The following is a 13,796-nucleotide window of genomic DNA, read 5'->3' as shown; positions in this document are numbered from 1 at the left end:
AGTCTAGCCACCCCGCGGAGCTTTTATCACCTCGTCGCGAGAGCCTTTTGAATTCGTTGCAGTGACACCGGCTCAGAGGTGCGCAATTGCTGAGCAAATAGGCTCACACGCAGCTCCTCGATGAGCCAGCGCGTGCGCTCAAGGTGGGGTGGTGGGTCTGCGGGAAGTGGGATCGTGCCACCTGCCTCCGAGAAGAGTATGAGTGCCCGATCCACCTCGTTTTGCCACGCGCGGTCGCGGCCCGAATTCTCTTGCAACCCGCGCATTCGAATGCGGATCGCCTCAAGATACACAGGGATTCGCTCGAGTGCAGCGAGGCCTGTGCGCGACACAAAGCCGTCGAACACGAGGCCGTCAATCTGCTTTGCGGCGTCGGCCACCTGGCCAAGCACCTGAATGGATTTCGCCTCATCAATGGCCTTGCGTGCCAGTCGCAACCCGTCGAGCACCTTGGCGGTGAGCGCAATTGCCGCATAAATCTCGTTGATGAGGCTGCTTGCGTAGTCGTTAGCGATTTGCTCGAAGTCGGCGGCTCGCCAGACGAGTCCATCAGGTGCGTGGCGGCGGATCACGCGGTCGGCGACCGCGAGCGATACATCGGCGATCGCGAGGTCGAGCGACCGGTAGGGACCCGCTCCGAGTAGCAGCTTTTCTTGGTTCGACAGATGGTCGCGAATGTAGCTCGCGGGCGACGGGCTCGAGAGTGCGACGAGACGTCTTATCCCTCGGCGGGTCAGCCGTTGCTGCTCTGCTTCATCTGCAACGAGCACGAGGTCGACGGCCGTGCGCCGATCCACAATTGCGGGGTACGCCCGCACCACGCCCGCGCTGCCTGCGCGACCCTTCGCGAACGACGAATCGACGTGTTTCGGGAGATCGCCGAACTCCCAAGCAGTAACCCCTGTGCGTTCGAGGTCACTCTTCGGAAGTGACGCCTGCGCGACCTTCGCAACACCCTTCGTCGCCTGTTCCTTATGCTTAGCTTGCAGATCGACGAGGTTCTTGCCGCTGCCGACAGTGCGACCGCGACCGTCGATGACACGAAACGTGGGTGTGAGGTGTGTAGGCAGCCGCTCGAGGTCGAAATCTTCTGCTGTGACTTGCACGCTCGTGCGGCGCTTGATCTCGTTGGCAAGCAGTTCGGTGAGCCGTCCATCGTCGACGTGCTCGCCCACGGAGCCGAGCAGCGTGCGCGCCCAATCAGCGGCGGGTACGACATGCTTACGAATCGCCTTCGGGAGCGTCTTGATGAGTGCGGTGACGAGCTCCTCGCGCATTCCCGGCACAAGTTTCTCGAAGTCGTGCGGCTCAAGTCGGGGGAGTAGCGGCAACGGCACATTCACGGTCACGCCGTCGTCTTCGGCGGTCGGATCGAACCGGTACTTGAGCTTTAAGGTCTGGTCGCCGTGCTGCCACTGCCTGGGGTACTCGCGATCGTCAACGGGGTCGTCGTCGCTCTCGAGCAGTTCCTCACGCCGCAGGTGCAAGAAGTGTGGATCGGTAGACCGCTTCTCCTTCCACCATCCCTCGAAGTCACGCGTGCTCGCGATATTCGCCGGGATTCGCGCATCGTAGAACTCAAAAATTGCCTCATCGTCGCTCACAATGTCGCGGCGCCTCGTGCGCTCCTCGAGCTGTTCGAGTTCGCGCCTGAGCTGGGTGTTCGCGCGATCAAACGCGTGAGGCGAACTCTGCGTTCCCGCATACCATTCGCCGTCGACGAGCGCGTGGCGAATAAAAAGCTCGCGGGCGAGCGGCAGATCGAACCGCGAAAGCTGCACACGTCGCCCCGCAACGATTGGCACACCGTAGAGCGTCACTCGCTCGTTCGCGACTGCAGCCCCTTGCTTGCGCTCCCAGTGGGGTTCCGAGATCTGCCGCTTCGCGAGCGAACCGGCGAGCTCCTCTGCCCACTCCGGATCCACCACCGCGTTAGACCTCGCAAATAGCCGTGAGGTCTCTACGAGCTCGACGCTCATCACAACCTCGGGTGGCTTCTTCGCAAGCACCGAGCCCGGGTAGAGCACGAACCGCGTGCCGCGCGAACCGAGATACTCCTGCGCCGGTTTGCGCTTCACCGCGCCGGGTGCTGCCGAGCCGCGGGCTCCCGCGATCTTGCGCTCCTGGCGGTCGTCGCGAACACCGAGTTGCGAGAGCAGCCCCGCGAGCACAGATCGGTGGATCGCGTCTGCCGATCCGCCTTTCACCTCGCCGACGCGGCCCTTCACCCCTGCCGCACGCGAGAGCTGACGCACCAAATCCATCCACTCGCGAACACGGAGGAAGTTGAGGAACTCGGCCTTGCACAGCCTGCGAAATGCGCTCGACGAGAGCTCGCGCTGCTGCTCCTGCAGATAGTTCCAGAGGTTCAGCAGCGTCATGAGGTCGCCGAGCGGATCAGCGAACCGCGCGTGCAACTGATCAGCCTTGCCGCGCTCTGCCTGGGGTCGCTCGCGAACGTCTTGAATCGTGAGCCCCGCAACGATTGCGAGAACTTCGGGAACCACCTCGTGCCGCTTCGCCTCGATGACCATTCGGGCGAACCTGGGCTCGATCGGGAGCCTCGCGAGCTGACGGCCCGTTTGCGTGATGGTGTGTTTCGCGCGCGATCCCTTGCCATTCGTGCGCACCGCTCCGAGCTCAGCAAGTAACCCGAGGCCGTCAGCAATGCCGCGCTGATCCGGGGGAGTGAGGAACGGGAAGCCCGCAATATCGCCGAGGCCGAGCGCGAGCATCTGGAGGATGACGCTCGCGAGGCCCGTGCGCCGAATCTCGGGTTCGGTGAACGCCGGGCGAGACTCGAAATCTTCTTCGCTGTAGAGTCGGATCGCAATGCCCGCACTCGTTCGACCCGAACGGCCAGAACGCTGCTTCGCGCTCGCCTGAGAGATCGCCTCGATTGGGAGCCGCTGCACCTTGCTGCGGGCCGAGTACCGGGAAATTCTCGCTGTTCCCGCGTCGATGACGTAGCGAATCCCGGGCACGGTCAGTGAGGTCTCGGCAACGTTTGTTGCGAGCACAATGCGTCGCCCGCCCGGCTGCTTTGCGCGCTCGAACACGCGATGTTGCTCGGCAGACGATAGGCGACCGTAGAGAGGCAGAATTTCCGTGGGCGTTCGTGCCCTCGCCACTTGGCCTTTGAGCGCGTCGGCGGCGTCTCGAATTTCGGCCTCGCCCGAAAGAAACACGAGCACGTCGCCCGGGGCCTCACGCCCCAACTCTCCGACTGCTTCGCCGATCGCGTCGAAGAGGTCTCGCTCGATGCGCCGAATTTTCGGTGCGCCACCCTTCGGGTCAGGCTGTTCTGTCTCCTCGACGAGCGGCCGGTAACGGATCTCGACCGGATAGCTGCGGCCCGAAACCTCGATGATCGGGGCGGGCTTCTTCGTCTTTGGGTCTGCAAAGTGCTTCGCAAATGACTCGGGGTCGATCGTTGCCGAGGTAATAATCACCTTGAGATCTGGGCGACGCGGCAACAGGGTTTGCAGGTAGCCCAACAAAAAGTCGATGTTCAGCGTACGCTCGTGCGCCTCATCGATGATGATGGTGTCATACGCCTTGAGGTCACGGTCTCGGTGGATCGCGTTGAGCAAAATACCGTCTGTCATCAGGCGGATCTTCGTGTCCTTAGACACCTGGTCTGTGAACCTCACCTGGTAGCCCACGAGGCCGCCGAGCTCCGTGCCAGTCTCTTCTGCAATGCGCTCGGCAATGGTGCGTGCGGCGATGCGTCGCGGCTGGGTGTGCGCGATGGCTTCTCGCCCGAGTGAAAGCGCGATCTTTGGGAGCTGTGTTGTCTTGCCCGATCCGGTTTCTCCCGCAACAATGACGACCTGATGGTCGGTGATTGCCTTCGCGATCTCGTCGCGCATCTGCGAAACCGGAAGATCTTCCGGAAACTGTATGTGGGGTAAGCCTTGGGCATTAGACATGACCACACCATTATCCTGGAATGGTGCGCGGAACGCGCGACGCAATGAGGGAGACGCAATGACGCAGCTGAACATTCCGAACATCACGCTTCACGACGGTAATGAGATTCCGCAGTTGGGCATCGGTGTGTTCAAAGTGGATCCGGGCGAGGCAGAGCGCGTAGTAATTGATGCGCTCGAGGCCGGGTACCGCCACATTGACACCGCTGCGATCTATCGGAACGAGGCTGAAGTTGGGGCCGCGATTGCGCGCAGCGGAGTTGCACGAGAGGACCTTTTTGTTACGACGAAGCTGTGGAACTCGGAGCAGACGCGGGCGGAAGGAGCGTTTGAGGAGAGCCTAGGCAGGCTGGGCCTCGACCGTGTCGACCTCTACCTTGTGCACTGGCCCCAGCCAATGTTCGGTGAAGCTCTAGCAGCTTGGAGATCACTCGCCAAAATCGCTGAGTCGGGGCGCGCAACATCGATCGGCGTTTCAAACTTTGAGATTGAGCACCTCGAAGAGATCATTGACGCTACCGGGGTCGTGCCGACGGTGAACCAAATCGAGTTGCACCCGCTGCATCAGCGCAAGGAACTCGTGGCCTACTGTGCTGAAAAGGGCATCAAGATTGAGGCCTGGGGTCCGCTTGCGCAGGGCAAGTCGGATCTCTTCAAGCGCGATGTCATCGCCGCTGCCGCCGCAGCGCACGGCAAAACCCCCGCACAGATTATCCTGCGCTGGCATGCGCAGGCAGGCCGCATTGTTTTTCCGAAGACAGTTCGTGCCGAGCGCATGGTTGAGAATGCACAGCTCTTTGACTTTCAACTCACGGCCGAAGAGGTCGCCGCGATTGATGCGCTCGATGAGCAGCGCAACTTTGGTTCGAACCCGCGAGAGATGGACATTCGCTAGGGCGGTACTGAGGGCCTCCGCGAAGCCTTTAGGATAGAGAGCATGTCCAAGGTTCTTTCTTCCCTTCCCGTGGGCGAGCGCGTCGGCATCGCCTTCTCCGGAGGTCTCGACACCTCCTGTGCTGTTGCGTGGATGCGCGACAAGGGTGCGGTGCCCTGCACCTATACCGCAGATATTGGTCAGTACGACGAACCAGATATCGAGGGTGTTGTCGGTCGTGCCAAGGATTACGGTGCCGAGATCGCGCGTTTCGTTGATGCGAAGCGTCCGCTGGTAGAAGAGGGCTTCGTAGCACTCCAGACCGGTGCATTCAACGTTCGCTCTGGTGGCAAGACCTACTTCAACACCACGCCCCTCGGTCGTGCCGTCACCGGTACGCTCCTCGTGCGTGCTATGAAGGAAGACGGCGTTGAGATCTGGGGCGACGGCTCGACCTACAAGGGCAACGACATCGAGCGGTTCTACCGCTACGGGCTCATGGCGAACCCGAACCTTCGCATCTACAAGCCTTGGCTTGACAGTCAGTTCGTTGAAGAGCTGGGTGGCCGCCAAGAGATGAGCGAGTGGCTCGTCGAGCACGGGTACCCCTACCGCGACTCGGCTGAGAAGGCCTACTCAACTGACGCAAATATTTGGGGCGCGACGCACGAGGCAAAGACGCTCGAGTTCCTCGATGCGGGGCTCGACATCGTTCAGCCAATTATGGGTGTTGCTGCGTGGCGCGACGACGTCGAGGTGCAGACCGAAGAAGTTTCGGTGCGCTTCGAAGCCGGCCGACCGGTCGCAATCAACGGCGTCGAGTTCGACGACCCGGTCGCACTCGTTTACGAAGCGAACGCCATTGGCGGCCGCCACGGTCTCGGAGTCTCAGACCAGATTGAGAACCGCATCATCGAGGCGAAGTCGCGTGGAATCTACGAAGCTCCGGGTATGGCGCTCCTGCACATTACCTACGAGCGGCTGGTCAACGCGATCCACAATGAAGACACGCTCGCGAGCTACCACAACGACGGTCGCAAGCTCGGTCGCCTCATGTACGAGGGCCGCTGGCTCGACCCACAGTCACTGATGTTGCGTGAATCGCTGCAGCGCTGGGTTGGTTCTGCAATCACGGGTGAAGTCACGCTTCGTCTGCGTCGTGGCGATGACTACACGATCTTGAACACGACTGGCCCGAACCTCAGCTACCACCCCGAGAAGCTCTCGATGGAGCGTACGGTGGGTGCGGCCTTCGGCCCTGAAGATCGTATTGGTCAGCTCACGATGCGCAACCTCGATATCGCAGATTCGCGCGCTCGTCTCGAGCAGTACGCAGCCCTCGGGCTGGTCGGTGGATCGACGGCAGAACTCGTCGGCAAGCTTGAAGCTGGCGGCGCTGAGCAGATTGCTGATGCAGTTGGCGGGATCGACGAAGACGCCGACGAACTCGGTCTCTCGGCCGCGTTTGACTCTGGTACCGACTAGGTTCTAGACAACGAAAAAGCCCGGGCCGCGGCCCGGGCTTTTTCGTTGTCTGCGCTTGAGAAGCGCGACGGATTAGGAGGCGCGACGTGCGCGAGCGGCGCGGCGCTTGAGAGCACGACGCTCGTCTTCGCTGAGTCCGCCCCATACGCCTGAATCCTGACCGGTGTCCATTGCGTACTGAAGGCACATCTCGGTCACTGGGCAGCGAGCGCACACGGACTTTGCCCGCTCAATCTGGTCTACCGCTGGTCCGGTGTTGCCAACCGGAAAAAATAGCTCCGGATCTACAGTGAGGCACGCTGCCTGTTCACGCCAATCCATGTTTCCTCCTCTGCGTCGCACGCGCGATGCTCTCGTGTCAGCGCGCGACTCAGCGAGGCTGGTTAGCCTAGATGTTCGCGCGGTGTAATTTGCCTACGTGATTGAGAATGCTCACACCGGCGTGCGCGAACTCGATGAATATATGGTTCCACGGAAATGAACGAAAGACAATAGTCTTTTTGTAGTTGTTTCGAGAAAGGGCACAGAATCATGCCGAATGTGCGGCAAATTATGGCGCGGAGAGTGCTTGCTGCGGTCCTTACTGTCGAGTGTCTGGCAGGTATCTTCCTGCTTATCGGCATGCTTCCGACGTTTCCAGATACAGATCCGAACAGGGATGTGCTCGCACCGATTTGGGTCGGTCTGCTCATCAGTTTGATCGTGTGCATCGTGTGGGTGGGCATCACGTTGCTTGGCCTAATCCGAAAACTCGGCAATTGGGTGCGCGCCTCATCGGTGGTGTTGCACATTCTCATGTTCGCAGCGGGAGCCGGGGTACTCCAAGGCATCATTGGTACCCCGCTTGTTGGGAGCGTGATGCTGCTTCTCGCTGTGGTTGGTTTCGTGGCAGCTCTGATGATCCGGCCCACCGAGCCGCAGCCTCTGGAAGGCTCAGATCCGAGCAATCCAGACGTCGATTAAGTTCAGACGCTGAGTAGCTTTCGCACGCGTGCGACGTGGCCGGTTGCCTTCACGTTGTACAGTGCGTGTTCGATCTTGCCCTCGCTATCGATCACGAAGGTCGAGCGAATCACGCCTTCAACGATGCGACCGTAGCTGTTCTTCTCACCGAATGCGCCGTATGCGCGATGCACCTCGGTGTCTGGATCGCTAAGCAATGGGTATTCGATGCTGTCGCGGTCGGCGAATCGCTTAAGCTTCTCGACGTCGTCGCGTGAAATGCCGAGCACGCGAAAGCCCGCGGCTTCGAATGGCTCGGTTGACTCCTGAAACTCGCACGCCTGCATTGTGCAGGCTGGTGTCATGGCCTGGGGGTAAAAGAACACGATGACTCGAGTGCCACGAAGGTCGGCAAGAGAAAGAACGTTGCCGTCTTGATCGGTGAGTGAGAATTCTGGGGCGGGCATTCCGGGCTCGAGGATCACGCGTTCTGTCATGACAATCACCATACCGAGTGCTACCTGAGCAAAGAATCTACATTTCTCTCGACATCGAGATACTTTTCGCTGAATGGGCTAAGCTATAGGGGCTAAACCCAGCACCAAAACTTGAACGGGAGAACAACCCCACGTGACTGACTCCACCATCATTTATACCCATACTGATGAGGCTCCAGCACTCGCAACTGCCTCACTTCTTCCGATTGTGGAGGCGTTTGCCGGCGCAGCAGGTGTTGCTTTCGACACACGCGATATCTCGCTCGCGGGGCGCATTCTTTCGGCGTTCCCAGAGCGCCTCAAGCCGGAACAGCAGGTAGGCGATGCGCTGGCAGAGTTGGGTGAACTGGCGAAAGCTCCCGAAGCTAATATCATCAAGCTTCCAAACATCTCTGCGTCGATCCCACAACTCAAAGCAGCAATTGCTGAGCTGCAGGCAAAGGGCTACGACGTTCCTGACTACCCAGAAGAGCCAGAAACTGACGAAGAAACTGAGGCTCAGGCTCGCTACGACCGCATCAAGGGTTCTGCAGTAAACCCTGTGCTGCGTCAGGGCAACAGCGACCGTCGTGCACCGCTTGCGGTGAAGGGGTATGCGCGTAAGCACCCACACGTAAACAAGCCATTCAGCGATGGCTCGAAGACGCGCGTTGTGACAATGGGGCACGATGACTTTTTCTCAAATGAGAAGTCGATCGTGTTGCCTGCTGACGACACGCTCAAGATCCGCTTGATCTCTGAAGATGGCACCGAGACTGTGCTCAAAGAGAGCCTCCCTGTTCTTGAGGGTGAGGTTGTCGACGCTACGTTCCTCTCGGCGCGCGCGCTCGATCGTTTCCTTGCTGAGACGCTCGAAACCGCGAAGGCAGACGACGTGCTGTACTCGCTCCACCTCAAGGCAACCATGATGAAGGTCAGCGACCCGATTCTGTTCGGTCACGCAGTCAAAGCGTTCTTCAAAGACGTATTCGACGCGCACGGTCTCGCGCTTGAAGAAGCAGGACTCACGCCAAACAACGGCCTGGGCGCGATTCTCGCGGGCCTCGACAAGGTGCCTGGCGGCCAGAACATCGCAGACGAGATCAACGCGGTTATTGCGCGCGGGCCTCGTCTGTCGTACGTGAACAGTGACAAGGGCATCACAAACCTGCATGTCCCTTCAGACGTGATTGTCGACGCTTCGATGCCGGCTCTGATCCGCAACGGTGGAAAGCTGTGGGGCGCAGACGGTGGCGAGGCAGACACGCTCGCTGTGATTCCTGACTCGTCGTACGCGGGTGTCTACCAGGCCGCTATCGAAGACTCGATTGCAAATGGGCCGCTCGATCCCGCGACCATCGGCACGGTTCCGAACGTGGGCCTCATGGCTCAGGCAGCTGAGGAATACGGCAGCCACGACAAGACGTTTGAGATCTCTGTTCCAGGCCGCGTTGAGGTCGTCAACAGCGCTGGTGAGGTGCTCATCTCGCACGAGGTGCAGGTTGGCGATATCTGGCGCGGTACTCAGACGAAGGACACCCCGATTCGCGACTGGGTGAAGCTCGCGGTCACGCGTGCCCGCGCGACCGGTGCGCCCGCAGTGTTCTGGCTCGACGAAGCACGCGCACACGACGCGCAGCTCATCGCCAAGGTGAACGAGTACCTTGCGGGTCACGATACTGACGGACTCGATATCCGCATCCTCGCACCAGCTGACGCAACGAAGTTCTCACTTGAGCGCATTCGTCGCGGTGAAAACACCATCTCGGTGACGGGCAACGTGCTTCGTGACTACCTCACCGACCTTTTCCCGATCCTCGAGGTCGGAACCAGTGCCAAGATGCTCTCGATTGTTCCGCTGCTCGCGGGCGGTGGCCTCTTCGAGACTGGTGCTGGCGGGTCGGCGCCGAAGCACGTGCAGCAGTTGCTCGAGGAAGACTACCTGCGCTGGGATTCGCTCGGCGAGTTCTTTGCACTCGCAGCGTCGCTTGAGCACTTCTCTGAGTTCGCGGGCAACGCGAAGGCGAAGGTGCTTGCCGATACCCTTGATCGCGCAACAGGCACATTCCTTGAGTTGGACCGCTCACCGGGCCGCAAGCTCGGAACCACTGACAACCGTGGCAGCCACTACTACCTCGCGCAGTACTGGGCTCAGGAGCTCGCTCACCAGTCGGAAGACGCTGAGCTGGCGCAGAAGTTTGCACCGGTTGCAGAAGCGCTCGTCTCGAAGGAATCAGAGATCGTCGCAGAGCTGCTCGCAGTACAGGGTAAGCCAGCCGACATCGGTGGCTACTACCTTCCAGATGTGAAGCTCGTGGCACAGATCATGCGACCCTCAGCAACCCTGAACGAGGTCATTGACAACATCTAGCGCGTAGCGTTGTGAAAGGCGCCCGGGGTTACCCCTGGGCGCCTCTTTGCTGATGGCATGCAGCAAAGAGGCGGTTTTCTGCAGCCAAACAGGACGACTTCGCAAGAAGCGCCCGTTTGAGTGAGGAACTCCTGCTTGAATGCTGGTGCTGGTGCTGGTGCTGGTGCTGGTGCTGGTGCGGCCGCTACGAGAGCAGGCGCCTCAGAGACTCGACTCGCTGCGCACCAATAGCGTCGAGTCGCCCGTCTGCAATCGCGGCATCGAGCTCGCAATCGGGTGCGTCCGACGTGTGGGTGCACCCGCGGGGACACTCGTCGAGATAGGGCACCAAATCGGTGAAACCGCGCAGGATTCCATCGTTCGTGACGTGTCCGAGGCCAAAGGAGCGCACACCCGGGGTGTCGACCACCCAGCCCGATTCGCCGCCTTCCGCACCCAGGGTAGCGACGCGCAGTGCGACTGACGACGACGAGGTGTGTCGACCGCGACCCGTCACTTCGTTGACGTGACCCACGGCGCGATCTGCGTCAGGCACGAGCGCGTTGATCAACGTAGATTTCCCTACCCCAGAGTGACCGACGAAGACGGTTGTCTTGCCCGCGAGCGCCTCGCGAATTTCCTCGAGTGGCCAGGCGCCGGGTGCCGAACGAAACACCGGAACCTCGAGTGCCGCAAAGTTCTCGAGAAACGAGTCTGGCGAGGCGAGGTCGGTCTTGGTGATGCACAGGAGTGGCTGCATGCCGGCGTCATAGGCCGCGACGAGGTAGCGATCCACCAAGCGAACGCGAGGCTCGGGATTCGCGGCCGCAACAACGATGAGCATCTGCTCGGCATTTGCAACCATGACCCGCTCGAGCCTGTCGCTGTCGTCGGCGCTCCTGCGAAGCAGTGTCGTGCGGTCGTCGAGACCGACAATACGGGCGAGTGACCCTTCGTCACCGCTCACGTCGCCCACGAGGTGCACTCGGTCGCCAATCACAATGGCGGTGTTGCGCAGTTCGCGAGCGCGCGCTGCGAGCACCGTTCGCTCAGAGGAGCGAGCGTCGCCAGGAATGAGGGCGGTGTAACGACCGCGATCCACCGCCGTGACCATGCCGGTAACCGCGTCGGAGTGCTCAGGGCGGCGCTTTGTGCGGGGCCGATTCGCCTTCGGGTTCGGGCGCTGACGCACCTCGTGGTCGGCGTACTCGCCGTACGGAACGTCGTCGTCATCATCGTCGACGGTGAACCAGCTCACGACTCAGGACCCGCCGATGAAGTTGCCCATGCCATCGAGCAGGGCTCCACCCGACACGAAACCAGACGTAGTGACGCCAGAACTGTCGTCGCCACTGTCGTCGCCTGCTGGCGCTGGCTCGACCCCCGCAAGCCCCAACCAGAGCTCAGGGAACTCAGGAAGTGTCTTCGAGGTCGTCGCAATGTCGTCAACCTCGACACCCGCTACCGCGAGGCCAATGAGTGCACCGGTCGACGCGATTCGGTGGTCGGCGTAGGCGTGCCACAGGCCACCGTGCAGCTGGGCGGGGTGGATCGCAATGCCATCCTCGAGCTCCTCAGCTCGGCCGCCGAGGGCGTTGATCTCGGTAACCAGTGCCGCGATGCGGTCGGTCTCGTGATGGCGCGTGTGCCCGATTCCGGTGATCGTGCTCGGCTCGCCGGGGGAGCCGTCAGGCTTCGTCTGCGCGGCAAGCGCCGCAAGACCCACGAAGGTCGGCGACAGTTCGCCAGCCTCGGGAATGTGCAGGTTCACTCCGCGGAGAGGCCCGCTGCTTGCCACGGTGAGCACACCGTTCTCAAGCGTCGCAGTCGCTCCAAACTCCGGAAGTAGGGTGCGCAGGGTGTCGCCCACCTGGGTGGTGTCGGCGGGCCAGTTCGGGATCGACACTGACCCACCAGTAGCGAGTGCGGCCGCGAGGAACGGGGCAGCGTTCGACAGATCGGGCTCAATCTCAAGGTCGCGCGCTGCAATCGGCCCGGGTGCGACGCGCCACTCACCGACTGCGGGCGAGTCAGCTTCGACGCCGCGTGCACGCAGTGCCTCGAGCGTCATCTCGATGTGCGGCACACTCGGCAGACGTTCGCCGGTGTGGATCACGTGCACACCCTCGGCGAACCTCGGCGCGGCGAGCAGGAGTGCAGAAACAAACTGGCTCGAGAGCGACGCGTCGACCTCGACACGGCCTCCTCGCAGAGACCCCGCGCCGTGCACGGTGAAGGGCAGCGATCCACGCCCATCGTCGGAAATATCGGCGCCGAGCGAGCGCAGCGCTTCGAGCACCGGGCGCATAGGGCGCTTGCGAGCGTAGGGGTCACCGTCGAATGCGACCGGGCCGAGCGAGAGCGCCGCGACCGCAGGCATGAACCGCATGACGGTGCCGGCGAGCCCACACTCGATGCTCGTCGAGCCGGTGAGCTCGGCGGCGGGGGTGATTCTCAGATCGGGGCCGAACGGGTTCTTGCCAGGAAGCGGCTCGATGCTCGTGCCGAGCAGCTTCAGCGCGTCGACCATGAGGTCGGTGTCTCGTGAACGAAGCGGAAACCTGAGTGTGCCGGGGCCGTCAGCGAGCGCGGCGAGAATGAGTTCACGGCCAGTGAGCGACTTCGACCCGGGGATCGACACTCTCGATTGAATCGGTGCGCTTACCGTCGGCGCCGCCCAGAGGGCAACCTCTTCGCCCACAACGTCACCAGAGCGAACTTCCTCGCCGTCTTTGCCTCGGTTCATTTTTGCTGCAAACATTACTCTCGAGCTTACCCTCAGCCGAGGCTTCTCGGTTCGAAGAGCTAGGATCGAAGCGTGAATAGCACTCCGCGAGACTCGACCGCCGGGCAAGACGAGACCGCAGAGCACCTCCAGACCAGGTTTACTGAGGAGGCGCTTCCGCTTCTCGACCAGCTCTATGGTGCGGCGATGAAGATGACGCGCAACCCGCAAGACGCGCAAGATCTCGTGCAAGAGACATTCCTCAAGGCTTACTCGGCATTCGCCTCATTCGAAGAGGGGACCAACCTCAAAGCTTGGCTGTATCGCATCATGACGAACAGCTACATCAACACGTACCGAAAGAAGCAGCGGCAGCCCTACATGGGTGCGGTGGAGGAGCTGGAGGACTGGCAACTTGGCGGCGCAGAGTCCACCACGGCAATGTCGTCGCGCTCCGCTGAGGCAGAGGCGATCGACCGTACTCCTGACTCAATCGTGACGAGAGCGCTCAATGATCTCGCCGAGGATTTCCGCATGGCGGTCTACCTCGCAGACGTTGAAGGGTTCAGCTATCAAGAGATCGCAGACATCCAAGAGGTGCCCATTGGCACCGTGATGAGTAGATTGCACCGGGGCCGCTCGAAACTTCGTCAGGTACTTGGGGAATACGCGCGCGAGCAGGGCGTTGGACTAGTTGCAGGCAAACAGAATGCAGGCGATAAGTCGAAAGGAGCCGCGCGATGAGTGATTGCGGATGCGATAAAGCGAAAGCCAATATTTACGAGCTGTTGCGCGGTGAATTGTGTGCTGAAGAGTCGGCTCCGATCAGAGAGCACCTTGAGCACTGTGCGTCGTGCCAAGACGAGGAATCGGCGTGTGCGCGATTGACCGACGTTGTGCGCCGCGCGTGCGAGGAAGAGCGTGAGAATTGCGCGCCCTCAGACCTTCGCGACGCGATCCTGCGTGGGCTGAACACAGAGCCCTCGAAGGCGTAGATTCGGCACAAGGCCGA

The 13,796-nt window shown here is 61.1% G+C and carries 11 protein-coding genes; 6 read left to right on the top strand and 5 right to left on the bottom strand.

Annotation, left to right across the window (positions count from 1 at the left end):
* Window positions 1-26: 26 nt before the first annotated feature.
* Window positions 27-3,932, bottom strand: a complete 3,906-nt coding sequence (hrpA, locus tag H9L06_RS03805; protein WP_187555921.1) for an ATP-dependent RNA helicase HrpA — start codon at window positions 3,930-3,932, stop codon at window positions 27-29.
* A gap of 58 nt (window positions 3,933-3,990) precedes the next feature.
* On the opposite strand from hrpA, the gene H9L06_RS03800 reads away from it, so the two are divergent.
* Window positions 3,991-4,827 carry an aldo/keto reductase gene (locus H9L06_RS03800; RefSeq protein WP_187555920.1) on the top strand — a complete coding sequence of 279 codons (837 nt, stop codon included), beginning with the start codon at window positions 3,991-3,993 and terminating at the stop codon, window positions 4,825-4,827.
* 42 nt (window positions 4,828-4,869) lie between these two features.
* Window positions 4,870-6,291, top strand: a complete 1,422-nt coding sequence (gene argG / locus H9L06_RS03795) for an argininosuccinate synthase (protein ID WP_187555919.1) — start codon at window positions 4,870-4,872, stop codon at window positions 6,289-6,291.
* A gap of 72 nt (window positions 6,292-6,363) precedes the next feature.
* Here the strand turns inward: argG and H9L06_RS03790 are convergent, their stop codons facing one another.
* The gene (locus H9L06_RS03790) at window positions 6,364-6,612 is read right to left on the bottom strand and encodes a WhiB family transcriptional regulator (protein ID WP_187555918.1); all 249 of its coding nucleotides are present in this window, start codon (window positions 6,610-6,612) and stop codon (window positions 6,364-6,366) included.
* 210 nt (window positions 6,613-6,822) lie between these two features.
* On the opposite strand from H9L06_RS03790, the gene H9L06_RS03785 reads away from it, so the two are divergent.
* Window positions 6,823-7,254, top strand: a complete 432-nt coding sequence (locus tag H9L06_RS03785; protein WP_187555917.1) for a hypothetical protein — start codon at window positions 6,823-6,825, stop codon at window positions 7,252-7,254.
* 2 nt (window positions 7,255-7,256) lie between these two features.
* Here H9L06_RS03785 and bcp read toward each other — a convergent pair whose 3' ends face one another.
* The gene (gene bcp / locus H9L06_RS03780; RefSeq protein WP_187555916.1) at window positions 7,257-7,730 is read right to left on the bottom strand and encodes a thioredoxin-dependent thiol peroxidase; all 474 of its coding nucleotides are present in this window, start codon (window positions 7,728-7,730) and stop codon (window positions 7,257-7,259) included.
* Between the two features lie 133 nt (window positions 7,731-7,863).
* On the opposite strand from bcp, the gene H9L06_RS03775 reads away from it, so the two are divergent.
* Window positions 7,864-10,080, top strand: coding sequence for an NADP-dependent isocitrate dehydrogenase (locus H9L06_RS03775; protein WP_187555915.1), 2,217 nt, complete (start codon window positions 7,864-7,866; stop codon window positions 10,078-10,080).
* Window positions 10,081-10,264: 184 nt separating this feature from the next.
* Here the strand turns inward: H9L06_RS03775 and rsgA are convergent, their stop codons facing one another.
* A complete protein-coding gene (gene rsgA / locus H9L06_RS03770) occupies window positions 10,265-11,317 on the bottom strand; it encodes a ribosome small subunit-dependent GTPase A (RefSeq protein WP_187555914.1) in 1,053 nt (350 codons plus the stop codon).
* A 3-nt stretch (window positions 11,318-11,320) separates the two neighbouring features.
* Window positions 11,321-12,820, bottom strand: coding sequence for a 3-phosphoshikimate 1-carboxyvinyltransferase (gene aroA / locus H9L06_RS03765; protein ID WP_187555913.1), 1,500 nt, complete (start codon window positions 12,818-12,820; stop codon window positions 11,321-11,323).
* Window positions 12,821-12,877: 57 nt separating this feature from the next.
* On the opposite strand from aroA, the gene H9L06_RS03760 reads away from it, so the two are divergent.
* Window positions 12,878-13,528 carry a sigma-70 family RNA polymerase sigma factor gene (locus H9L06_RS03760; RefSeq protein WP_187555912.1) on the top strand — a complete coding sequence of 217 codons (651 nt, stop codon included), beginning with the start codon at window positions 12,878-12,880 and terminating at the stop codon, window positions 13,526-13,528.
* Window positions 13,525-13,779 (top strand): anti-sigma factor family protein, encoded by a 255-nt coding sequence (locus tag H9L06_RS03755; RefSeq protein WP_187555911.1) that lies wholly within the window; start codon window positions 13,525-13,527, stop codon window positions 13,777-13,779. The genes H9L06_RS03760 and H9L06_RS03755 overlap by 4 nt, the downstream gene beginning before the upstream one ends.
* Window positions 13,780-13,796: the final 17 nt, after the last annotated feature.

This window comes from Leucobacter denitrificans (assembly GCF_014396385.1).
GTDB lineage: Bacteria > Actinomycetota > Actinomycetes > Actinomycetales > Microbacteriaceae > Leucobacter > Leucobacter denitrificans.
This window is presented reverse-complemented; position numbering and strand designations above follow the sequence as displayed.

Bases quoted from the DNA above. Each gene is read 5' to 3' on its own strand.
- hrpA (WP_187555921.1), bottom strand. From the start codon at position 3,932: ATGTCTAATGCCCAAGGCTTACCCCACATACAGTTTCCGGAAGATCTT.
- H9L06_RS03800 (WP_187555920.1), top strand. From the start codon at position 3,991: ATGACGCAGCTGAACATTCCGAACATCACGCTTCACGACGGTAATGAG.
- argG (WP_187555919.1), top strand. From the start codon at position 4,870: ATGTCCAAGGTTCTTTCTTCCCTTCCCGTGGGCGAGCGCGTCGGCATC.
- H9L06_RS03790 (WP_187555918.1), bottom strand. From the start codon at position 6,612: ATGGATTGGCGTGAACAGGCAGCGTGCCTCACTGTAGATCCGGAGCTA.
- H9L06_RS03785 (WP_187555917.1), top strand. From the start codon at position 6,823: ATGCCGAATGTGCGGCAAATTATGGCGCGGAGAGTGCTTGCTGCGGTC.
- bcp (WP_187555916.1), bottom strand. From the start codon at position 7,730: ATGACAGAACGCGTGATCCTCGAGCCCGGAATGCCCGCCCCAGAATTC.
- aroA (WP_187555913.1), bottom strand. From the start codon at position 12,820: ATGTTTGCAGCAAAAATGAACCGAGGCAAAGACGGCGAGGAAGTTCGC.
- H9L06_RS03755 (WP_187555911.1), top strand. From the start codon at position 13,525: ATGAGTGATTGCGGATGCGATAAAGCGAAAGCCAATATTTACGAGCTG.